The sequence below is a fragment of the Pseudomonas sp. GP01-A4 genome (assembly GCF_058780865.1).
In genome coordinates this window covers 177,599-197,069 of record NZ_JBYSWF010000004.1, presented here as the reverse complement: position 1 = coordinate 197,069, position 19,471 = coordinate 177,599, and the positions used below count along the sequence as shown (strand labels likewise).

Sequence of the window (19,471 nt, the reverse complement as noted above, 5' to 3'; positions counted from 1 at the left end):
GGGTTGGGTGGGGTGTGTGGCGCTGATCATCGGTTTCCAGCTACTGTCGTTGCTGATCGCCCTGGCGGGCTGGAAGCCCCTCCAACCTGAACTGAGCAAGACCTCATGAACGATGCCGTTGCCCTGCCGGTACCCGAGACTTCCGCCCGTCGCCGCTCGTTGATCGCCGGCTGCAGCGCCCACGCGATTCACGATGGCCTGACCGATGTGATCTACGTGCTGCTGCCGATCTGGCAAGCGCAGTTCGGCATGACCTACGCCCAGGTCGGCCTGCTGCGCGGTGCCTATTCCGGGATGATGGCGGTGTTTCAGCTGATGGCCAGTCGCGCCGCCAAACGCTGGGGACGCACGCCGATGCTGGTGGGCGGCACGGCGCTTGCCGGTGTTGCCTATCTGTTGGTGGGGCAGGCGACCGGGTTGGGCATGTTGTTGCTGGCGCTGCTGTTGGGCGGGCTGGGGGCGAGTACCCAGCATCCGCTGGCTTCTTCGATGATCACCGACACCTACGAGAACGGTGGTGGGGTCAAGGAAGCGCTGTCTCAATACAACTTCTCCGGGGACATTGGCAAAACCCTGGTTCCCGGGCTGGTCGGCCTGTTGCTGACCGTCATCAGCTGGCGCGCGAGCGTCACGCTTCTTGGAATGCTGGGATTGGCCGCGGCGGGGTTGCTGTGGTGGCTGATCCCAACGCAGGCAGCGGCGTCTGCTTCCGGCAAAACCGCCAAGACCTTGATCGGAAGTGGCTCGGTCAGCGGCCTGCGTGCGCTGATCGTCACGGGCACACTCGACAGTGCCGTGCGCATGGGCTTTCTCACGTTTCTGCCCTTTCTTCTGCAAGCTAAAGGCGCCGGCACTGCGGGCATCGGTCTCGCGCTGACCATGCTGTTTATCGGCGGCGCCTTCGGCAAATTGCTCTGCGGCTACCTCGGCGCACGCATCGGCATGATGAAAACCGTGTGGCTGACGGAAACCGTCACGGCGCTGTTGATCGTCGCGGCGGTGTACCTGCCGTTGAGCGGGTTGATGGTGATATTGCCGGTGTTGGGGCTGGCGTTGAATGGCACCTCTTCGGTGCTGTACGGCGCGGTGCCGGATCTCGCTGGCGCAGGTAAACGAGAGCAGGCGTTTGCCGTGTTCTACACCGGCACCATCGGCGGGGGCGCGTTGGCGCCGGTTCTGTTTGGCGGGCTGGGGGACTTGATGGGCGTGCCGGTGGCGGTGATGGTGCTGGCGGGGATGTTGTTGCTGACGTTGCCGTTGGCGTGGGTGGTGCAGCAGGGCTGCTCACTCAAATAATCGAATGATTGGCGACATGCCCCGGCTGTGCTTGCAGATCGATACCCAGTGCGTGAAGCACCTTGAGTACCGTTTCGAAGCGGGGCTTTGCTCCAGGGGCAAATGCCTTGTACAGACTCTCACGGCCCATGCCGGTATCGGTCGCGACCCGCGCCATCCCGCGAGCTTTGGCCACGTACCCGACGGCCCTGAGGAACTCCTCGTTATCGCCGTCGGCCAGAACTTGAGAAAGGTATTCGCTGATGGCTTCATCACTGTCGAGCAGTGCCGCCATATCAAATGTCGTCAGTGTTTGGCTCATGATCAAACTTCCTTTGCCAGTTTTTTTGCTCGCCGGATGTCGGCGTCTTGTGAGGATTTGTCGCCACCGGCCAGCAAGACGATGACGGTTCTTCCTCGCTGCGTGAAATACACTCGATAACCCAGACCGATATCTACGCGCATTTCCGAGACCCCATTGCCTACCGTCTTTATATCGCCCAGATTGCCAGCAGATGCGCGATCGATGCGCCGGGCGATGGCGATTTTTGCGCGTAAATCACGTATTGCTGAATGCCAGGTAATGAAGGTCTGCGTTTGCTGGACATGATAGTTCACGGGTTCTCACTGTATCCATATGGATACTGGCTGGCAATAGGCATGAGCACGTGCGCGCGGCGCGGTTAGGCGCAGGAGAATGATGTGAGTAAGGCTAAGGATTCAAATGGTCTCTTGTTGCGAGCGATTGCAGTGTCGAAGTCTCTTGCAGTTGCTGGCGCCTAATCCATCAAGGATGCGATCCGCTGCGCATCCTCCGGCGTCGCCGGGTTGTACACCACCATATTCAGATCCTTGCGCCCATCGACCGCAAACACTGAATACTCAAATTCGATCGGCCCCAACACCGAATGGCGTATCCGCTTGATGCGATCACCATGGGCGCCCTGAACATCGTTTTCGCTCCACATCGCCTTAAATTCAGGGCTGCGTCGACACAGTTCATCCACCAGCGGCTGCACCTGCTCCGCCGCGCCTGAGCGCGCCGTATCAATCCTGAAAGCCCCCAGCACAAACCGCGCCACGCTTTCCCAGTCGTATTGGGCCGCGCGGGAATTGGGATCAAGGAACATGAACCGCAGGATATTTCGCTGTTCCGGCGCCTGGGATCCGTAGTCCATCAACATCACCGTCGCCGCCTGGTTCCAGGCCACCACATCCCAGGTCGCCGTACGCAGGATCGCGGCGCTGGGGTTCAAGGCATCCAGTACCCGTTGCAGGCGTGGCGTCACCGTTTCGTTTTGCTGGTAGCGCACTTCGGGTGGGCGTCCGAAGGCCAGCAGGAACAGATGCTCGCGTTCGATATCGGTCAACATCAGCGCATGGGCAATCCGCTCCAGCACTTCCACCGACGGCGCGCCGCCACGGCCCTGTTCGAGCCAGGTGTACCAGGTGGGGCTGATGTTCGCGCGTTGGGCCACCTCTTCGCGGCGCAAACCTGGCGTACGCCGTCGTGCCGATGAGAAGCCGAATGCCGCCGGATCAAGCCGGGTACGTCGGTCTTTCAGATAGCTGCCCAACTGGTTTGCGCTCATAGCCTGTTAGCCTCTATACCCTGATAACTTCACTACTTTACCCGTATAGGGCAAGCGCACAGATTAGTCTCTGAATACACACGGAGATACGGTTCATGCGCATATTTATAACGGGTGCCAGCGGATTTATCGGGTCGGCTGTCGTCAAGGAACTGATCGCGGCGGGCCATCAGGTGCTGGGGTTGTGCCGCTCGGATGACAAGGTGGCAGCGCTGGAGGCCGCCGGGGCTCAGGTACATCGTGGGTCGCTTGAGGACCTGGGAAGCCTCAAGTCTGGTGTTACCCAGGCGGATGGCGTGATTCACCTGGCGTTCAATCACGACTTCTCGAAATTCGTCGCGAACTGCGAGGACGACCGCCGGGTTATCCAGGCGCTGGGAGAGGCACTTGCCGGGTCGGATCGACCGCTGATCATTACCTCCGGTGTCGGAATTGCGAGCACCGTGCCGGGGCAGTTGGCGACGGAGGATGGTGCGGTGGTTACCTCAGCGCAAATTCCTCGTGCAGCGTCGGAAGAAGCGGCTAACGCTGTAGCCGCGACGGGGGTGAATGTGTCGGTGATGCGTTTGCCTCAAGTACACGACACCGTCAGGCAGGGGCTGGTTAGCCCGGTGATCGAGTTGTATCGCGAGAAGGGCGTTTGCGCTTACATCGCCGACGGGAAAAACCGTTGGCCGGCGGCACATATTCTGGATGTGGCTCGGCTCTACAGGCTGGCGATTGAAAAGGCCGAGCCGGGCACGAGGTATCACGCGGTGGCGGAGGAGGGTGTGTCGCAAAGGGAGATTGCCGAGGTGTTGGGGACGCGGCTAGGGTTGCCGGTTAAATCCATTTCGGCGCAAGAGGCTCAGGGGTTTTTTGGTTGGTTGGCAAGGTTTACCGCTCACGATATGCCTGCATCCAGTGCGATCACGCGCAAGAAGTTGGGATGGGAACCGGTGGGGCCGGGGTTGCTTGCGGATCTTGCGCAGTTGGAGGGCTTTTAAGGTCGAATTGCTGGAGGGCAGATTACTAATGTTTTCGAGAACGGGTTTGTTTCATTAGTCGTTGTTTCTCCAGCATTCCAACGTCAAGGAATAGCGCTTCGGCTGCTTGCTGCGTCTGAGACCGCCTGCAAGACGATGAAGCTTTTTACCTCGGCAAATACGTCCAACGTCGCTTCCCAGAGACTCATCGCCAAGGCTGGTTTTTTCCAAGCGGGGTTATCGAGAACCTGGATAAGGATGATCCGGAGCTGGTTTATTTCAAACGTATTCGGTGAATGAGACGGGCCGTTTGATCATTGTGAAACACCACGCTTGAGGCCTGGCTTAGTGTTTGCCGGAGTTGTGTGCTCCTAACACACGATGCAACTCCCCCGCGACAGCAAGCAGTTGCTGTTCCAAGGCTTCCACATCGGATGCGTTGATCCTGTCATTGATGACAGGCAAGGTTTTCGCCCGCTTTTTCGGGGCGTTTACTAGGTTATGTGCATCCTGGGAGACCAGAGCCTGGCGCAGAATGTTATTGATCACCGTCTGATAGCCCGTACCGGCGTTTTCGGCGCATGTGCGTGCTGCATCGATCACGACGTCATCCAGCATGATGGTGATGCGTGTCTTGCCTTTGTTGCCTGCAATAGCACCGCGCTTCCCTGAGCTGAAATCGTATTCGTCTTTCATGGTTCAAACCTCCAGATACTGGCGTCGTTCACTTTTGGATGCGAGCCTTGCACTGATGATGCGTACGAAATTCGGATCACGGTAGGTGTAGGCCACCACCAATATTCGATCCTTTGCATCTTTGCCCACGACTACCCAGCGTTCTTCATCGTGGTCGCGGTCTTCTATCATCAATGCTTTAGCGTCGTGAAATACCGGTTCAGCATCGGCCAGGCTTACACCTCTGTGCTTTAGCTGATTCAGTGTGTTCTTGGTGTAGTCATACTGGATTCTGAAGGTTTTCATTATGCATATTTTATATGTATAAAAAAGCGATTGATTGGGGGATGGATCTTGAGGGAAGGGATGACGGATTTCCGTCGGTCGACGCTGATGCGCCCGGTATGAGGGGGATGCTTAGTGTGTAGGGAAGGTGAGGAACCAAGGGGGGGATTGTTGAGCGCAGCTATCTGGAAGAGAGATCTTGCGGCTTTGCCTACACAACCATCAGAATCGTCCCGGTTGTACGCCTTGGGCGACGTCTTTAAGGTTCGTCAGCCGCTGCCCATCAGCGGTCGGGTTTAGTAGCCCGATTTGATCAACGGCGTATGGCTGTGCCATTTTTCAGACGTTTGAATGTCTGGTCTTTATGGTGGCTGTACGCGGGGCGCCTTTGGGCGCGCCGGTTTCGTTGATCAACCGGTCTACTAACCCGCGTATAGCCGCCACCCTTTGTTTAGTATCTCCGGAAGGTGGTCCTAACCGAGGATCAACAGATGTGTACTGGCTCGTATAACTCACCCACATTGATTCGACGCCCCCAATCGCTGTCGGATTGCTGGCGTTGCAGTTGGCGCTTTGACGAATGATCGGTGACGGTGATGCACGCATTTAAAGTGTTTGGCGCTGGATTTAGCGTGGTGTCGGTCTTGGCCATCGGAGTGATTTTTAACGGTGGAAATGCCTTTGCCCTGGATGCCACAAAAACCCCAGGCGACAACCTGCCCAACCTGAGCCGTGCGTACGTTCTTCAGGATTTCAATGCGCAAGGTCAGCCAGAAGAAATAGCGCTAGGCGAAAATCTTCAGAACGCCTATTTCTACACAAACTGTTATCGCTCATCGGGATGCCATCAAGGTGTGCCGGAAGGAGCGCTGGTATTCAACACACCCTCGGGTTTTAACGCGACGCCCAACAGTCACTATCCCCGGGTTGAACTGCGGGCAAAAAGAGAGTTCACCGCAGGTGATGTGTTTGATAACACCCAGTCCGGCGAGCTTTATGTGGTGCAAAATCCAAGCACAAAATCGATCATATTTGCCCAGATACATGGCGACAAGGCGGGAGGTTCGGAGCTGCTGAAGCTTCGCTGGGAAGGTGGCTCGATCATCGCCGGGACCAAAACGCGCTATGGGCAGAAGGAGCAACGGACAGTATTGCTGAAGGGGCTCGAGCTTAACGACAAGCTGAATTACAAGATTGAGGTCAAGGGCTCCGAGGGTGGCATGGTGCTGCTGGTTTCGGCTGCGGCGAATGGCAGGCAGGCCAGCCGGGAATTCGATATTCCGCCATCGGGTTGGCAGGGCATCAATCTGTATTTCAAGGCCGGGAATTACAACCAGACCGCTGAGCAGGACGGCGGGGCAGCTATTGTTGCGTACACCTCCCTGGATGTGGGTTACCAGTAGCAGTGTGCGCCGGTTCAGAGACTCCCCGGCCCAGCAACCTGCGTACAGTTTCACCCTATCTGCGTAGTACTGCGTCAGTAATGCCGAGTAAAAAGATTCGTTCCCCCTCGCTCCATTAGCGTCCGACGTCGTTGTAAGACACTTCTCGTTGTTCGCGCCTCCATTGAAGTTCTCCACGGTGATTGCCTATGTTTGATGGCATCAAACCAAGGAGGAATGACCATGCCTCGAAGTGCCTTAGCAGAAGATGGATATCTGCATTACATGCCTCGTGTGAGCCAGACTCATTGCGTCGAAGAGCTCGCAGAATTACGTCGAGAGTTTGAACAGTTGGAGCCGGATGAGTACGCCCCGCCTGGAGTAAACAGGTTTCGACGGTATGGCAACGGAGTCATTCTTCCCTGGCAAGACACGCATGAAGGCCACTGGTTGCCAATCGTCAAAGATGGGGCAGGCCACGGACGCGCAGGTTACGACCAAGGCGGTAACAATCCGGATCACGCAAATATTCGCTACTTTCACGCGTTGAGTGATGCGGTAAAAAACAATCGCGTACTACTCGACCTGACCGATGAAGATTTTTCCCTGACGTTCTGGCAGCATCCTGGCCAGCCCCTTCCTATCTATTTTGGGGTGCATTTTGTAAAACTCACGTCCGCGAGTTCGGATCAGCCAGGTATAAGCTCACCGAACTTTTTTCACCAGGATGGAGAGCCCGTCACGTTTGCGCACTTGATCTACCGTTCTTCGAACATGACGGGTGGCATCAATTTTATTGGGCATCCGGAAATCCGAAACATGCTGTTCGAGGACGCGCGGGCAAGTCAGATTTTGGCGGAGTTTACCCTTTCGGAGCCTCTCGATAGTTTTGTCGTTCATGATCCGAAGGTTTCGCATTACATAAGCCCGATCAAGAAACTTGACGACGCCTCTCCCGGAGTCTGTGAGCGTTGTATTGTTTTGGTTGATTTCTCGCCAACCATTCAGAGGATATGACGGTGCAGGCGTTGAACTCGATATTGCCCATCTTGATTGCGTTGGGAATAGGCCTTCTATCGAGCAAACTCTTGCTCCCGGATAAAGTTGTTGCCCGATTGGTCAGTCTGATCAGCCCTTTGGTTTGGGGGCTACTTTTTCTGATAGGCACTGAGTTCGGCGAAGTGGTTTCTTCGCTGGATGCGGTTGGCTATGTGCTCAAGACATCTTCGCTTGTCGCGGTCGCAACAACAGTGGTGCCTTGCATGCTGCTGCTGGGCTTGGCGGCTTTGAGAGGGGCTGGACGAGAACCAGGCAGGGTTGCCAGTTTCGATATGCATGGCGCTGCTGCTCCTCTGAAAGAGTGCTTTATTGCGCTGCTGATGGTGGCCTTGGGCGTGTTGTTCACATATGCAGAATCAACCGTTGCAAGCTTGTGGCTTCCACCCAGCAACGTGATGTTAATGGTACTGATCTTCTTGGTGGGACTCGACTTGTCGAGCATCAAGTTAGGTCGTGACTGGATCTCATGGGGCGTTCTATGCGTTCCGATTGCCGTGGTCATTGGCTCAATATTGGGAGCCTATGCGGTTCATTTCATCATTGGCGAAGATATCCGTTTGCTCCTGGCACTCTCGACGGGATTTGGATGGTTCACGCTATCCAGTGTCCTGGTCGGAGGGCTGTCCGGAGAAGTTCATGGCGCTACGGCATTGCTCGCAGACCTGGGGCGCGAACTGATCGCGATCGCTTTACTGTACCTGGTCGGTGGCTTCCACCCAAAGGTCGGTATTGCTGCCGCTGGGGCAACCGCTCTGGACTCGACGTTACCGATCGTGCGCCAAACCTGCCACTGCGACACGCTGCCTACCGCTCTCATGAGTGGTTTGATTCTGACGGTGTTAGCGCCCTTTTTTATAACCTTCTTTCTGACCGCATGACGTGACCTCTTACTGGAGGAAATCATGACTCCACGATTTTCAGGAGAAAAACCGAGTCTGCAACCATCAGCATTTAAAAGTCTCACGCTCGGCCCGATGCTTGCCGCGTTTGAACAGCTGCTGATGTGTATCAAAACTCAGCCCAAGGCGTTGATCCCGGTGGCTATGTTCCTGTCGCTGGCGGGGCCTGTCCGGGCGGAGCCAACGATTATGGAAAATGTGCGTGGTTATACCGTGAGTGGAGGCGGTCTGATGCGTTTTGATGCGTTGGCCTTTGATGCGTCGGGCAAAGTGATTTGCGTCGGTATGGCGGCCGATCTTGCTGGCAAGCATGCATTGGCGACGCGCATCGATGGTAAGGGTGCGTCCCTCTTGCCTGGGTTGACCGATGCGCACGGCCATATCAAATGGCTTGGAGAGTCCCTTCGAAGCATTGCTTTACGGGGCTCTCCAACACTGGTTGATACGCAGGAGAGGCTTCGGGTATTCGCTGCAGCGCGCCCCGGCGCCCGTTGGCTGACTGGCTCAGGCTGGAACCACGTTACCTGGAAGTTGGGGCGGTTTCCGACGGCTGCCGAAATTGATAAGGTCGTTGTCGATCGACCAGTGTGGCTAATTCGGGTGGATGCCCATGCCGGATGGGCTAATACCAAGGCGATGCAACTGGCGGGTATTACTAAGGACACGCCTGATCCGAAAGGCGGACGTATCGAACGGGATGCAGAAGGTAACCCGACAGGTGTATTTATCGACGCCGCTATGGGGCTGGTCGCGGATATTATTCCGCTGCCTGACGAGCAGGAGCGAGAGGTCGCGTTGCAGGCTGCATTGGAGCATCTCAATGCACAAGGACTGACATCTGTGCACGATGCAGGTGCTGATAGGCAGATGATCAAGACGATGCGCGGTTTTGCCGATCGCGGCCGGCTTCCGTTACGTGTCTACTCGATGATCAACGGTGCGGGGGATGATTTCGCGGTGTTGTCCCAGGACGGCCCTTTGATCGGCTACGGCGATGATCGTCTTACCATTCGTAGCGTCAAGCTTTATGCCGATGGCGCTTTGGGAAGCCGTGGTGCGGCGCTGTTTGAGCCATACACCGACGACCCAACCAACAAGGGGTTGCTTTTTGAAAGCCGGCAGGAGATGAAGCACAAGATTGAGTCGGTACTGAAAGCCGGCTTTCAAGCTAATGTGCATGGCATCGGTGATGCTGCCATCAAGCAGGTCATGGATAGCTTTGAACAGACCTACGCCACAGTCGGTGGGCGCGCCTTGCGTAACAGGATCGAGCATGCGCAGGTGGTTGATGTGGCGCAGATACCGCGCTTTATCGATCTAGGGCTGATTGCATCGATGCAGCCTACACATGCTACCAGCGACATGAATATGGCTGAGGACAGGGTGGGTGTCGAACGGATCAAGGGGGCTTATGCCTGGCGCACTCTGCTTAACCAGGGAACGAAAATTGCGGCAGGGTCAGACTTCCCAGTCGAATCTGCCAATCCGTTCTACGGCATACATGCTGCCGTGACTCGCTCGGATCATGAGGGCAACCCCTTGGCTGGATGGCACCCTGAGCAGGCCATGACCCTCTTCGAGGCTTTCCGTGCATTTACGCTGGATGCAGCTTATGCAGCCCATCAAGAAGCTACCCAAGGCAGCATTGAGCCCGGAAAGTGGGCCGATTTTATCCTGGTTGATCAGGACATTTTTGCCGTCAGCCCGGCAGACATCTGGAGGACACGCGTCCTGCAGACTTGGGTTGGCGGGAAGAAGGTCTATCAGGCGATTGAATGAGCCCGGTTCGGCCGTTTAACTTCCAAATCCCACCCATAAAAAAACCGGTCACCAAGGACCGGTTTTTTTACACATCCCCCGTCAAAACCAGCCTGACGCAGGAGCAAAATCTGAGTGGAGCGGGTAGAGGGAATCGAACCTGACGCCTAACTGGTTGAGTTAGAGAGAGTTCTTCCCGTTTGCCGCAAGCGGCTGGACGACATGATGGACTACTTCGCCCCCATCGTCCAGAAGAAGGCCAGACGCTGCTCCATTGACGACTGCTACAGGCCATCCACATCCAGCAATGCCTCATCTCAGGGCCACCCGTTCGGGTGGAGTCCGCGCTCTGTCCTGCGCCTTCGACCCAGGACTGTGGAGGAGCGGAAGCGGGCACGGCAGCCGCCCTCGCCGTAGGCGCAGCGCCATTCCATTTTCGTCTATCAACAGACCGACACGGTCTGCTGGAAGCGCCATCGCCAGGGTTCTGACTCTTCCAGAGTCCGCCTCGCGAAACATTTCGTCCGCATAGACCGCAGTGCGAACACCAGATACCGAGCAGGTCTTGCAAAGGTCGAAGCCACGCGGAGATCTTGGGGGCGTGACACCGGCATGACATGGCCGACCGCGGCTCTGTTGGTGCCAGTACCAGGTGGCAGCTCATCAGCCTGCGTGGCGGGCGGGTTGAACTCAGCTCGTGAGCAGTGCGCATGGTACGTCTTGAGTGGGGCTGGGCGCCCCCGTTTGGAGGTACGCCAGCCATCCTTTCGACTGACCGGTTCTGGGGGGAGCCCTTGGCGCAATAGCTCAAGCAAGGAGGACGATGCATGAAAGGGAACTCGTTGTCCCAAGTGAATTACCGCCCCATTGAAGCGGCCATCCGATGGGCAGGATTGCTGAGGTTCCAACCCGAAATCGTGGCAGCCATTATTGACTCCCGACACTTGGCGGTGACGTTGAACTGCCCTCGTTGCGACGAACTTCGGCTCTACATCGACCGAATCTACGATGCGATCTACCATGGTGAACTACCCTATGGACAGAACGGCATCACGATCGACGACAAGTCCCTCTGGGACTCTCCGGACTTGACGATCCGGCATGTCGATCTCAAACGATGGATGCTCAACCATTATTCGGGCCAACGACCGGCCTTTTTATTCTCCCGCGGCGAACGGATCGCCCATCCCGTGATTACGTTGGAGGCAGGGAATGCGCTGCTGGTGGAGCGCGAGGCGCTCAAGTCGCAGCTGGAACAATGCCGCAGCCAACTGCGTGCTCTGCAAGAGCAGCGGAAGAAGCACGATCAGGCGCCACCCGCATGCACGCTCTGCCCGCTGAGTGACAGGGCCGAGGCCACCTACCTGCACATCATCGGCGCCATGCTGACGTTGATGCTTGGACGCTCACCATCCGGCACCCCGTACTCCAGCTTCAACAGCCAGGAAGCCATTGCCAGTGCGTTGATCGCCCATCATGGACACCTCATGGGCATCACCGAGCGCACGCTGCAGGCCAAGTTCGCCCAAGCTCGCCGCAAGCTTCAATCTGCGGTTTCCTGAAATTTTCAAGACCGTATCTGCGGTCGCGGATACCGCATTTGCGGTGTCTTTCCTCAACGCGGCGTTCTTAATTCGAGTCACGCCATTCAGCGCGATTGAGCGTTAAGGAGTGACCCTCATGTCTTCGCAGACCACAGCCACGGCGGCACCGACTGAACACCGCATCCTGCGCCGCGCCGAGGTCGAAGCCAAGACCGGCTTCAAGCGCGCGCACATCTACAGTCTGATGAAGGAAGGCAAGTTCCCCAAGGCGCTGCGCCTGGGCGTGCGCGCGGTGGGCTGGGACTCGGTGGAGATCGAACAGTGGATCGCTGATCGCCTCAAAGAACGCGCCTGACGCTTCTTCTCGGTTCATGCCATTCGACGGGGAGAAGCTCATGCAGGTGGTGTCCATCATTTCGACCAAGGGCGGCGTGGGCAAGACCACGACGGCGGCCAACCTGGGCGGCTTCATCGCCGATGCCGGGCTGCGTGTGCTGCTGCTGGACCTGGACGTGCAGCCCACGCTGTCGAGCTACTTCACACTGGACGTGTGCGCGCCCGGCGGCATCTACGAGATGCTGGCCTTCAACGAGCGGCGCATCGAGCAACTGGTGTCGCGCACTGCGATCGCGGGCCTGGACCTGGTGCTCTCCAGCGACGACCGCGGCGAACTGAACACGCTGCTGCTGCACGCACCGGATGGGCGCCTGCGACTGCGTCATTTGCTTCCCGTCTTCCGCACGCACTATGACTTGCTTCTGATCGACACCCAGGGCGCGCGCAGCGTGCTGCTGGAGATGGCGGTGCTGGCGTCCGACCTGGCGCTGTCGCCGGTGACGCCGGAGATCCTCGCGGCGCGCGAACTGCGGCGCGGCACGCTTCAACTGATCGAGGACATCGCGCCGTATCGGCACCTGGGCATCGAGCCGCCGCCGCTGCGCCTGCTCATCAACCGTGTGCATCCGGTGTCGTCGAACGCCCGGTTGGTCCAGCAGGCGCTGCGACAGGTGTTCCAGGAACAGGCCGGCGTGCAGGTGCTGGGCACCGACGTGCCGGCCATCGAAGCCTATCCGCGCGCTGCGACACGAGGATTGCCGGTGCACCGGGTGGAGTACCGGCAGCCGGCGGGGCGCACGGCGCCCGCGGCGCTGGACACCATGCGCACGCTGGCCGGCGAGCTGTTCCCCGCGTGGCGGGAGCGCTTCGCGCTGGTCACCGGCCGGGCCGATGCGGGAGGGGCCGGTCATGGCGAGCGCGCATGAACTGGCGCGCGGCCGTGAACGGCTGCGCGCACTGATCGAGTTCGCGCTGGGCGAAGGCTGGCGCGTGGTGCGCACGTCCGGTGGGCACCTGAAATTCACGAAACCAGGCTGCGCGTCGATCTACACCAGCTCGACTGCGAGCGACCACCGTGCCGACCGCCATGCCCGCGCGCAGCTTCGCCGCGCCGACCGGCAGGCGCAGGAGAACGGCCGTGGCTGAGCTGACGCCGCAGGACATGGCTGCTAAGCTGCTGGCCACCGGCTTCGAGCACAGCAGCCCTTCGGCCGCGACCTTGAGCGACCCCATCGCCGACACGCCGATGGTGGTGACGCTGGACCAGTTGCGGCCCTACGACCACGACCCGCGCGTGACGCGCAACCCGGCCTATGCGGAGATCAAGGCGTCCATCCGCGAACGCGGGCTGGACGCGCCCCCCGCGATCACGCGCAGACCGGGCGAGGCGCACTACATCATTCGCAACGGCGGCAACACGCGGCTCGCGATCCTGCGCGAGTTGTGGAGCGAGACCAAGGAGGAACGCTTCTTCCGCATTGCGTGCCTGTTCCGCCCGTGGCCGGCGCGCGGCGAAATCGTGGCGCTGACCGGGCATCTGGCCGAGAACGAGCTGCGCGGCGGGCTGACCTTCATCGAGCGGGCATTGGGCATCGAGAAGGCGCGCGAGTTCTACGAGCAGGAAAGCGGCCAGGCACTGTCGCAGAGCGAACTCGCGCGGCGGCTGACTGCCGACGGCTACCCGGTGCAGCAGTCACACATCAGCCGCATGAACGATGCAGTACGCTATCTGCTTCCGGCGATCCCGGCGCTGTTGTACGGCGGATTGGGCCGGCATCAGGTGGACCGGCTCGCGGTGCTGCGCAAGGCGTGCGAGCGCACCTGGGAGCGGCGTGCGCTGGGCCGCACCGTGGCCGTGGACTTCGCCACCTTGTTTCAGGACGTGCTGACGCAGTTCGACACTCAGCCGGACGACTTCTCGCCGCAGCGGGTGCAGGACGAGCTCGTGGGCCAGATGGCCGAGCTGCTGGAGGCGGACTACGACACGCTGGCGCTGGAGATCAACGACAGCGAACGCCGCCAGTGTGCGCTGATCAGCGAACCGGCGGCGCCTGTCGTGCCTGCTTCACCGCCCTTGCCGGTCTCCGCGCCTCGGCAGCCACCCGCCTCGTCTGTGCCGCGCGACACCACTCCGGTCGCGCCTCCGGCGCCAGCAGCAACACCGCCTGCACCGCTCGAAGCTCCGGAGGAACAGCACGGGCACGGGCAACGCGACGAGCGCCTGCAAGGGCACATCGTGACGCCGGCACCGACCACCGAGCGCCTGCAGTCCATCCAGCGGATGGTCGCGGACCAGCTCAGCGACAAGCTGCCCGACTTCGAGGCCAATGCGCTGCGTGCGATCCCCGTGCAGGCCGGCGGGCTCTATCCCATCTCGGACGTCTGGTACATCGAGCCGGGGCTGGACGTGCCGGATCGCCTGCGCGTGCACATCGCGCAGTTCGCGCGCGAGATCGCCGGGGAAGCCGCGGTAGCCGAGCACATCGAGGCCAGCGACGGCGGCATCGGCTTCGTCTGCATGGCGCCGGCCGTGGGCCAGGCGAAGGCGCTGCCGGCGTTCGCGCGGGCGGTGTTGACCCTGCTGCATGCGCTGAGTGCGGCTCCGCCCTCCGCGAACGGATTGGACCGCGCGCGGCTGGCCGACGAGCTGGCGGCGCTGCTGCATGGCCATGGCGGCTCGGCCACACGCCTGAGCGATGCTGCGCTGGTGAAGCTGTTCCGTCTGCTGCGCCTGGCGCGCCGGCTGCTGGACCTGCAAGCCGGCGAAGCGGGCCAGGAATCCTGAGCGCAGGAGGCTCCCGCATGTCGGCACCGCACCCGCTCAACCAGGCCGTGATCGCCCAGGCCCTGCATGACCTGCGCAACGGCCAGTTGCGCCGCTGCAAGGCCATGGGCTTCGGCGAGGAGGAGCTGGATGCGCTGAAGCACCCCGAACTCGTGAGCATGCTGGTGAACGCCACGGTGTCGTGGTGTTCGGTGTCGGTGAACCGTGAAGTGTTGAAGCGGCTGCTGAGCCAGGTGCACGACGTGGAGCGGGAGATCGCCACGGTGGACCGCATGCTGCGCCTGGGCGCGAGCACGGAGATGGTCAGCAAGTTCTACGGCCTCACGCATCAGGAAGTGGCGCTGCGCCGCGACATCCTCGGGCTGCCCAAGCGCAAGGGCCGGCATCCGGTGCTCGACGAGGCGCAAGACGTGGCCTTGTGGGAGCGCTGGAAGGCCGGCGTCGTCGAGCGCCATATCGCCCTGACCGACGACATGGCGATGCTGGCGGTGACCATGGACCTGGCCGAGGCGCTGAGCCTGCCGATGTCGGTGGTGTGGGCGGCGATACGCAACTGGATCGACCAGGGGCTGGTGTAGGCCATGACCACGGGTGGCGCACCACGGCGCGAAGGCCCCGTTGCGCTGTCCGCGCTTTTCGACGAGGCCCTGCAGCACCTGCAGTCGGCGCAGGGGACGGCGCCGGCCGCCGACGGTTTCCTCTACAGCGGCAACCGCCATGAGAGCGTCCCGCGCAGGCTGTTCCTCGACCGGCGCCTGACGCCACTGGAGCGAAACGCCTGGCAGGTGTTCCGCCTGCAGCTCAACGACGACGGCGTGACCGCCTTTCCCACCTACGACCAATTGCGCCCCTACCTGGCCTCGATGCCCTGCGCGGCGCAGGCCTCGCACGAGACCGTGGCGCGCGCCCTGACGCTGTTGCGGCTGACGCGCTGGCTGAGCCTGGTGCGACGACGGCGCGACCCGCAGACCGGCCGCATCCAGGGCAACCTCTACGTGCTGCACGACGAGCCGCTGTCGCCCTTCGAGGCGATGCAGCTCGATGCCGACTACCTTGGCCTGGTCAGCCAGGCGCTGACCCATGCCGCCAAGGCGGTACAAATCGTGGGCATGAACACGCTCAAGGAGATTGCCGAAGACCCGCTGCTCAGCGGCCGCACGCTGCCGACCCGCTTGCAAGTGCTGGCGCAGCGCATGGCGCGGCATGGCTGGGCGACGCCAGGTTATCCACAGGAGGGTGCGGACCACGAATCCGAAGAAGGTCAGGAAGCCCTTCTTCGGAATGCTGCGCGCCCGTCTTCGGAATCCGAAGCAGGGCCGAAACCCGCACCGGACGGCTCTCTTCGGATTCCGAAGGAGGACCGTACAGTACGTAATGATCGTATAAATGAAGTACGTACAGTACCGCGCGCGAGGGCCTTGCAGAACCTGCGGCTGCCCGAGCGTTTCCTGCGCTTGAAGGACGAGCAGCAGGCCGGCGCGCTGGTGGCACTGCAGCAGGTGGACGAGGCGCAGAGGCAGGCCGTTCTCGACGAGTGGGCGGCACGCTGCCACAACAGCGCGGTACGCAACCCGGCCGGCTACCTGTTTGGCATCATCCAGAAGGCGATCCGCGGAGAGTTCAAGGCCTGGGCCGGAGAAAGTGCATCGACGCCGCCAGCGCCCCCGCCACCTGCGTCATCGTCACCGCCAGCATCCCGTGCGGCTGACCCCGAGGTGGCACGCGCCTATCTAGCACAGCTCCGAGAAGCCTTGCGTGATCGCTGATGTTGAGTATCCCCAGGGATAGCTGGAACAGACACCCTTCCGCCGTGCTCGATTGCTGCCCGCCGAACGACAGGCGAAACTGTCGCCTGTGAATCAAACGAGGACAGCCACGCACGAGCCCGGCCAACGATGGACTTGACGACTTTGCCCTTCACAAACGCACTGCAACCACTACAGCGAGACGTTCAGCGCTTGCTGGGCAGATGCCTGTTGCGCCTTCAACAATACGAGCGCCTCATGAAAGCCATCGTGGCCCACCACGAGATTTCAGGCCCGGCGCATTCGCTGGAGGCCATTCGCGCAGCGCGGATTGAAGATGCCGCGACCAAGACCCTGGGCACGTTGATCGGACAACTGTTTGGTTCGTATGTCGTCACCGATGGAAATGGCGGCGAGAAACGCGAAGACGATCTTCCCGGCGACGTGATCTCCTTTCGCACGCGCGTGCAACTGAGCCTGTCTGCGCAGGACTACGCCAAACCCAGGCCGACCTCAAAGACCAGGTATCGCTGCGCAACACATTGGTGCACCACTTCATCGACCAGCACGATCTAAGGACCGTGGACGGGTGTCGCGCTGCACAGGACGAACTCGGTTCCGCTTACACGCGCATCGATCAGCACTTCGAGCAGCTGCGCGGCTGGGCCGAGCACATGGATCAGGCGCGGCGCCTGGCAGCGGAATTCGTCCAGTCGGACGTGTTCCACGACCTGGTGGTCAATGGCATCGCGCTGGACGGCAAAGTGGACTGGTCGGCCGCCGGCATCGTTCGCGCGCTGCGCGAAGCCGCCGCGCAGTTGGCCGTCGAGGGCTGGACACCCATCGCCGCCGCTGGCCGCTGGATCGCGGACCGGCATCCCGAGCAGCTTCCAGCCAAGTACGGCTGCCGCAGTTGGCGGCAGGTGGTGCACGAGTGCCGCCTGTTCGAGCTTCGCTACCGTGAGGTGGAGGGGCAACGGGCCGCCTGGTACCGACCTCGCGAGGCATAGCCCCGCGACGCGGTCTCACCTCCGCGCGAGCCGCGAACGACTCCGCCGAGCTATCCCCAGGGGATAGCCGGCACACACAGCCTTCCGTGCGGAACAAACCGGGCGCGCATGGGCTGCGGTTTGTTGACTGACAGCCTTCCGGCCGATGCCGATGCTGGCGACTCGCCCCTTCACCGCGAGTCGCTCCCATGGCCAACGAACGCACAGAACCCCTGCAACTGAATCTCGGATCGCTGCGCAGCGCGATGTCGCTGACGCTGCACACGCACCACGCTTCGCGCATCTGGCACGGCCGCGCGCCGACCGAGGGGCGCCCCGGCATCATCGGTCTCAACGGCTTCATCGGCGCCATGAACAAGATGAAGCGCGGCGCCGAGCAGGACGACCCGTACTCGGACTGGTGGATGTTGCGGATCGAGGACAAGCTCGCCGCCACCAAGACCCGTCTGCAGACCCTGCGCGAACAGGTGGATCAGGCCTTGGCCGACGTGCCAGCGGCGCTGTCGCTGGGCGAGAACATGAACGTACAGCCGGTGAAGCTGCCGCTGTTCGTGAACGCCCAGCTCGGCTTCATGGCGGTGTACCTGCTGGCCGACTACGACGACCTGGCACGCAAGCTCATCCTGGCGCACCACACGGCGCTGATCGACCGCAGCACCTTGGAGCGATGGCTCAATGATGGCGCGCACGCGCTGCGCAGCCTGTTCGCGCTGGCCCAGCAGTACCGCTACTCGGATACGACGCGCGACGACTTCGTGGCGAAGAACGCCGCGGCGCGAGCGGCGCTGGAGAAGTTCAGCGAGCTGCCGCAGGACGTGCTGGAAGGCACGCGCCGCTCGCGCTTCGCGCCACCGATCGCGCGGCGGACGACCAAGCCCGGAACGCCGCCTGCAGCGCCCGCCATCGAGCCCGATGCGCCGGCTCACACGGGTGGCGCAGCCGATGGTGCGGCGGGCGATGAGGGTGCTGGCGCATGACAGCATCGATCCCCATCAGCCACTCCACGCGCTTCGTGGCGCTGGAACAGGCGGACTTCCAGCGGCTGGAACACGCAGGCTACCTAAAAGGCCTTTTACAGCCTTTTAAGGGTAAGGGGAGTCTGGAGACCTGGGCCAGCCAGTGCGCAGCGCTGCGCGACGACGTGATTGGCCTGGCGCAGCGGCGCGTGCTGCCCCAGGCGCGCGCCTACCCCTTCAGCCTGCTCCACGTGCAACTGGCCCAGCAGGCCACTGGCGCAGGGACGACCTTCCTGCGCTGGCGCAACCTCGACCGTTCCTCCATGGGCGTGGCGTTGTGGGAGGCCCTGCTGGCCAACCCCGCGACGCCGGCCTCGCTGATCGACGAGCTGTACGCGATGGAACTGCAGCGCATCGTGCTGAACATGCAGATCAGCCTGACCCACAGCATCGCTCGCCAAGCCCTGGAATGCGCCAACAAGGCCGCGCAGGCCGAAGCGGCTTACCTGCGGCGCGTCCACGGGCATACCGCATCCGTTCCACCCACCACCAAGGAGTCACCATGAGCACGCACTTCCTCGGCGAGGGCAACATCGGTTCTGCGCCGGACTACCGCGAATTTCCGAACGGCAACGACGAGCCGCGCCGGCTGCTTCGCCTGAACGTCTACTTCGACAACCCGATCCCGAAGAAGGACGGCGAGTACGAAGATCGCGGCGGCTTCTGGGCGCCGGTGGAGCTGTGGCACAGAGACGCCGAGCACTGGAAGACGCTGTACCAGAAAGGCATGCGGGTGCTGGTCGAGGGCCGCACCGTGCGCGACGAATGGGAGGACGCCGACGAGAACGAGCGCGTGACGTTCAAGGTCGAGGCCCGGCGCGTGGGCATCCTGCCGTATCGCATCGAGTCGGTGGCGCTCAGCGCCAAGCCCGCCGGCGGACAGTAATTCGCCCATCGCCGTTCCCCCGAGGGCGGCTGTAGCAACCGTCATACGCCCGCGTGCACCAGCGAGCTATCCCCAGGGGATAGCTCCAAGGTCGTACACGGAGTTCCAGCCGCCCTCCCGAAACGATGCTCTTGCTGTGCCAGCTCCTGCGGTCTATGCGCACCGCTGCGGCAACGGACCGCCGGCCGATCACAAAGCGGTGTCTGCATCAATCGCCTTCCTTGCTGCCGGCATCTCCTGGCCCCGCCAAGCTGACGCC

General features: G+C 61.1%; 23 protein-coding genes and 1 pseudogene. 19 read left to right on the top strand and 5 right to left on the bottom strand.

Going from position 1 to position 19,471, the window contains the following annotated elements:
- The first annotated feature begins 105 nt into the window (after positions 1 to 105).
- Positions 106 to 1,296 carry an MFS transporter gene (locus tag AC3WKX_RS05025; RefSeq protein WP_102604153.1) on the top strand — a complete coding sequence of 397 codons (1,191 nt, stop codon included), beginning with the start codon at positions 106 to 108 and terminating at the stop codon, positions 1,294 to 1,296.
- On the opposite strand, the gene AC3WKX_RS05020 is transcribed toward AC3WKX_RS05025, so the two are convergent.
- The 3 genes from AC3WKX_RS05020 to AC3WKX_RS05010 all read right to left on the bottom strand — a co-directional run bounded on the left by AC3WKX_RS05020 (position 1,289) and on the right by AC3WKX_RS05010 (position 2,867).
- Positions 1,289 to 1,597 (bottom strand): addiction module antidote protein, encoded by a 309-nt coding sequence (locus AC3WKX_RS05020; protein ID WP_003212064.1) that lies wholly within the window; start codon positions 1,595 to 1,597, stop codon positions 1,289 to 1,291. The two genes, AC3WKX_RS05025 and AC3WKX_RS05020, sit on opposite strands and share 8 nt — an antisense overlap.
- Before the next feature lie 2 nt (positions 1,598 to 1,599).
- On the bottom strand, positions 1,600 to 1,893 hold the full coding sequence (locus AC3WKX_RS05015; protein WP_087692619.1) for a type II toxin-antitoxin system RelE/ParE family toxin: 294 nt from the start codon (positions 1,891 to 1,893) through the stop codon (positions 1,600 to 1,602).
- Positions 1,894 to 2,054: 161 nt separating this feature from the next.
- Positions 2,055 to 2,867 carry a helix-turn-helix transcriptional regulator gene (locus AC3WKX_RS05010; protein ID WP_008437810.1) on the bottom strand — a complete coding sequence of 271 codons (813 nt, stop codon included), beginning with the start codon at positions 2,865 to 2,867 and terminating at the stop codon, positions 2,055 to 2,057.
- A 95-nt stretch (positions 2,868 to 2,962) separates the two neighbouring features.
- Here AC3WKX_RS05010 and AC3WKX_RS05005 point away from each other — a divergent pair, with 95 nt between their 5' ends.
- Positions 2,963 to 3,853 carry an SDR family oxidoreductase gene (locus AC3WKX_RS05005; RefSeq protein WP_102604154.1) on the top strand — a complete coding sequence of 297 codons (891 nt, stop codon included), beginning with the start codon at positions 2,963 to 2,965 and terminating at the stop codon, positions 3,851 to 3,853.
- Between the two features lie 33 nt (positions 3,854 to 3,886).
- Positions 3,887 to 4,128: pseudogene (locus tag AC3WKX_RS05000) on the top strand (GNAT family N-acetyltransferase); the annotation flags it as partial.
- 49 nt (positions 4,129 to 4,177) lie between these two features.
- Here AC3WKX_RS05000 and AC3WKX_RS04995 read toward each other — a convergent pair.
- Complete coding sequence (locus AC3WKX_RS04995) at positions 4,178 to 4,528, bottom strand: BrnA antitoxin family protein (protein ID WP_102604155.1); 351 nt, start codon at positions 4,526 to 4,528, stop codon at positions 4,178 to 4,180.
- A 3-nt stretch (positions 4,529 to 4,531) separates the two neighbouring features.
- Positions 4,532 to 4,813, bottom strand: a complete 282-nt coding sequence (locus AC3WKX_RS04990) for a BrnT family toxin (protein WP_008437813.1) — start codon at positions 4,811 to 4,813, stop codon at positions 4,532 to 4,534.
- Between the two features lie 575 nt (positions 4,814 to 5,388).
- Between AC3WKX_RS04990 and AC3WKX_RS04985 the strand changes: the two genes are divergently transcribed.
- The 16 genes from AC3WKX_RS04985 to AC3WKX_RS04910 all read left to right on the top strand — a co-directional run bounded on the left by AC3WKX_RS04985 (position 5,389) and on the right by AC3WKX_RS04910 (position 19,212).
- Positions 5,389 to 6,195 carry a polysaccharide lyase family 7 protein gene (locus AC3WKX_RS04985; RefSeq protein ID WP_008437814.1) on the top strand — a complete coding sequence of 269 codons (807 nt, stop codon included), beginning with the start codon at positions 5,389 to 5,391 and terminating at the stop codon, positions 6,193 to 6,195.
- Between the two features lie 222 nt (positions 6,196 to 6,417).
- Entirely contained in the window at positions 6,418 to 7,191 is a 774-nt protein-coding gene (locus tag AC3WKX_RS04980) for a 2OG-Fe dioxygenase family protein (RefSeq protein WP_102604156.1), read from the top strand.
- Positions 7,188 to 8,111: a LysO family transporter gene (locus tag AC3WKX_RS04975; protein ID WP_102604157.1), complete on the top strand. Its 924-nt coding sequence runs from the start codon at positions 7,188 to 7,190 to the stop codon at positions 8,109 to 8,111. Before AC3WKX_RS04980 ends, AC3WKX_RS04975 begins: the two co-directional genes overlap by 4 nt.
- Positions 8,112 to 8,135: 24 nt before the next feature.
- Positions 8,136 to 9,911 (top strand): amidohydrolase, encoded by a 1,776-nt coding sequence (locus AC3WKX_RS04970; protein WP_256344527.1) that lies wholly within the window; start codon positions 8,136 to 8,138, stop codon positions 9,909 to 9,911.
- Positions 9,912 to 10,717: 806 nt separating this feature from the next.
- On the top strand, positions 10,718 to 11,452 hold the full coding sequence (locus tag AC3WKX_RS04965; protein WP_102604159.1) for a hypothetical protein: 735 nt from the start codon (positions 10,718 to 10,720) through the stop codon (positions 11,450 to 11,452).
- A 118-nt stretch (positions 11,453 to 11,570) separates the two neighbouring features.
- Complete coding sequence (locus AC3WKX_RS04960; RefSeq protein WP_016446183.1) at positions 11,571 to 11,789, top strand: AlpA family transcriptional regulator; 219 nt, start codon at positions 11,571 to 11,573, stop codon at positions 11,787 to 11,789.
- Between the two features lie 40 nt (positions 11,790 to 11,829).
- Positions 11,830 to 12,696, top strand: a complete 867-nt coding sequence (locus tag AC3WKX_RS04955; protein ID WP_102604254.1) for a ParA family protein — start codon at positions 11,830 to 11,832, stop codon at positions 12,694 to 12,696.
- Positions 12,680 to 12,916: a type II toxin-antitoxin system HicA family toxin gene (locus tag AC3WKX_RS04950; RefSeq protein WP_047526623.1), complete on the top strand. Its 237-nt coding sequence runs from the start codon at positions 12,680 to 12,682 to the stop codon at positions 12,914 to 12,916. Before AC3WKX_RS04955 ends, AC3WKX_RS04950 begins: the two co-directional genes overlap by 17 nt.
- On the top strand, positions 12,909 to 14,555 hold the full coding sequence (locus AC3WKX_RS04945) for a ParB family protein (protein WP_102604160.1): 1,647 nt from the start codon (positions 12,909 to 12,911) through the stop codon (positions 14,553 to 14,555). The genes AC3WKX_RS04950 and AC3WKX_RS04945 overlap by 8 nt, the downstream gene beginning before the upstream one ends.
- Positions 14,556 to 14,572: 17 nt before the next feature.
- A complete protein-coding gene (locus AC3WKX_RS04940; protein WP_047526627.1) occupies positions 14,573 to 15,133 on the top strand; it encodes a DUF2857 domain-containing protein in 561 nt (186 codons plus the stop codon).
- A 3-nt stretch (positions 15,134 to 15,136) separates the two neighbouring features.
- A complete protein-coding gene (locus AC3WKX_RS04935) occupies positions 15,137 to 16,321 on the top strand; it encodes an STY4528 family pathogenicity island replication protein (RefSeq protein WP_102604161.1) in 1,185 nt (394 codons plus the stop codon).
- A 237-nt stretch (positions 16,322 to 16,558) separates the two neighbouring features.
- Positions 16,559 to 16,876, top strand: coding sequence for a hypothetical protein (locus AC3WKX_RS04930; RefSeq protein ID WP_236693070.1), 318 nt, complete (start codon positions 16,559 to 16,561; stop codon positions 16,874 to 16,876).
- On the top strand, positions 16,846 to 17,310 hold the full coding sequence (locus AC3WKX_RS04925) for an OST-HTH/LOTUS domain-containing protein (protein ID WP_256579695.1): 465 nt from the start codon (positions 16,846 to 16,848) through the stop codon (positions 17,308 to 17,310). Before AC3WKX_RS04930 ends, AC3WKX_RS04925 begins: the two co-directional genes overlap by 31 nt.
- Before the next feature lie 188 nt (positions 17,311 to 17,498).
- On the top strand, positions 17,499 to 18,287 hold the full coding sequence (locus AC3WKX_RS04920; RefSeq protein WP_102604162.1) for a PFL_4669 family integrating conjugative element protein: 789 nt from the start codon (positions 17,499 to 17,501) through the stop codon (positions 18,285 to 18,287).
- Positions 18,284 to 18,832, top strand: a complete 549-nt coding sequence (locus AC3WKX_RS04915; protein WP_047526632.1) for a DUF3158 family protein — start codon at positions 18,284 to 18,286, stop codon at positions 18,830 to 18,832. The genes AC3WKX_RS04920 and AC3WKX_RS04915 overlap by 4 nt, the downstream gene beginning before the upstream one ends.
- Positions 18,829 to 19,212 carry a single-stranded DNA-binding protein gene (locus AC3WKX_RS04910; protein WP_047526634.1) on the top strand — a complete coding sequence of 128 codons (384 nt, stop codon included), beginning with the start codon at positions 18,829 to 18,831 and terminating at the stop codon, positions 19,210 to 19,212. Before AC3WKX_RS04915 ends, AC3WKX_RS04910 begins: the two co-directional genes overlap by 4 nt.
- The last annotated feature ends 259 nt before the right edge of the window (positions 19,213 to 19,471 follow it).

Coding starts and splice junctions, on each gene's coding strand:
- AC3WKX_RS05025 (WP_102604153.1), top strand. CDS start 106: ATGAACGATGCCGTTGCCCTGCCGGTACCCGAGACTTCCGCCCGTCGC.
- AC3WKX_RS05020 (WP_003212064.1), bottom strand. CDS start 1,597: ATGAGCCAAACACTGACGACATTTGATATGGCGGCACTGCTCGACAGT.
- AC3WKX_RS05010 (WP_008437810.1), bottom strand. CDS start 2,867: ATGAGCGCAAACCAGTTGGGCAGCTATCTGAAAGACCGACGTACCCGG.
- AC3WKX_RS05005 (WP_102604154.1), top strand. CDS start 2,963: ATGCGCATATTTATAACGGGTGCCAGCGGATTTATCGGGTCGGCTGTC.
- AC3WKX_RS04995 (WP_102604155.1), bottom strand. CDS start 4,528: ATGAAAGACGAATACGATTTCAGCTCAGGGAAGCGCGGTGCTATTGCA.
- AC3WKX_RS04990 (WP_008437813.1), bottom strand. CDS start 4,813: ATGAAAACCTTCAGAATCCAGTATGACTACACCAAGAACACACTGAAT.
- AC3WKX_RS04985 (WP_008437814.1), top strand. CDS start 5,389: ATGCACGCATTTAAAGTGTTTGGCGCTGGATTTAGCGTGGTGTCGGTC.
- AC3WKX_RS04980 (WP_102604156.1), top strand. CDS start 6,418: ATGCCTCGAAGTGCCTTAGCAGAAGATGGATATCTGCATTACATGCCT.
- AC3WKX_RS04975 (WP_102604157.1), top strand. CDS start 7,188: ATGACGGTGCAGGCGTTGAACTCGATATTGCCCATCTTGATTGCGTTG.
- AC3WKX_RS04970 (WP_256344527.1), top strand. CDS start 8,136: ATGACTCCACGATTTTCAGGAGAAAAACCGAGTCTGCAACCATCAGCA.
- AC3WKX_RS04965 (WP_102604159.1), top strand. CDS start 10,718: ATGAAAGGGAACTCGTTGTCCCAAGTGAATTACCGCCCCATTGAAGCG.
- AC3WKX_RS04960 (WP_016446183.1), top strand. CDS start 11,571: ATGTCTTCGCAGACCACAGCCACGGCGGCACCGACTGAACACCGCATC.
- AC3WKX_RS04955 (WP_102604254.1), top strand. CDS start 11,830: ATGCAGGTGGTGTCCATCATTTCGACCAAGGGCGGCGTGGGCAAGACC.
- AC3WKX_RS04950 (WP_047526623.1), top strand. CDS start 12,680: ATGGCGAGCGCGCATGAACTGGCGCGCGGCCGTGAACGGCTGCGCGCA.
- AC3WKX_RS04940 (WP_047526627.1), top strand. CDS start 14,573: ATGTCGGCACCGCACCCGCTCAACCAGGCCGTGATCGCCCAGGCCCTG.
- AC3WKX_RS04935 (WP_102604161.1), top strand. CDS start 15,137: ATGACCACGGGTGGCGCACCACGGCGCGAAGGCCCCGTTGCGCTGTCC.
- AC3WKX_RS04930 (WP_236693070.1), top strand. CDS start 16,559: ATGAAAGCCATCGTGGCCCACCACGAGATTTCAGGCCCGGCGCATTCG.
- AC3WKX_RS04920 (WP_102604162.1), top strand. CDS start 17,499: ATGGCCAACGAACGCACAGAACCCCTGCAACTGAATCTCGGATCGCTG.
- AC3WKX_RS04915 (WP_047526632.1), top strand. CDS start 18,284: ATGACAGCATCGATCCCCATCAGCCACTCCACGCGCTTCGTGGCGCTG.
- AC3WKX_RS04910 (WP_047526634.1), top strand. CDS start 18,829: ATGAGCACGCACTTCCTCGGCGAGGGCAACATCGGTTCTGCGCCGGAC.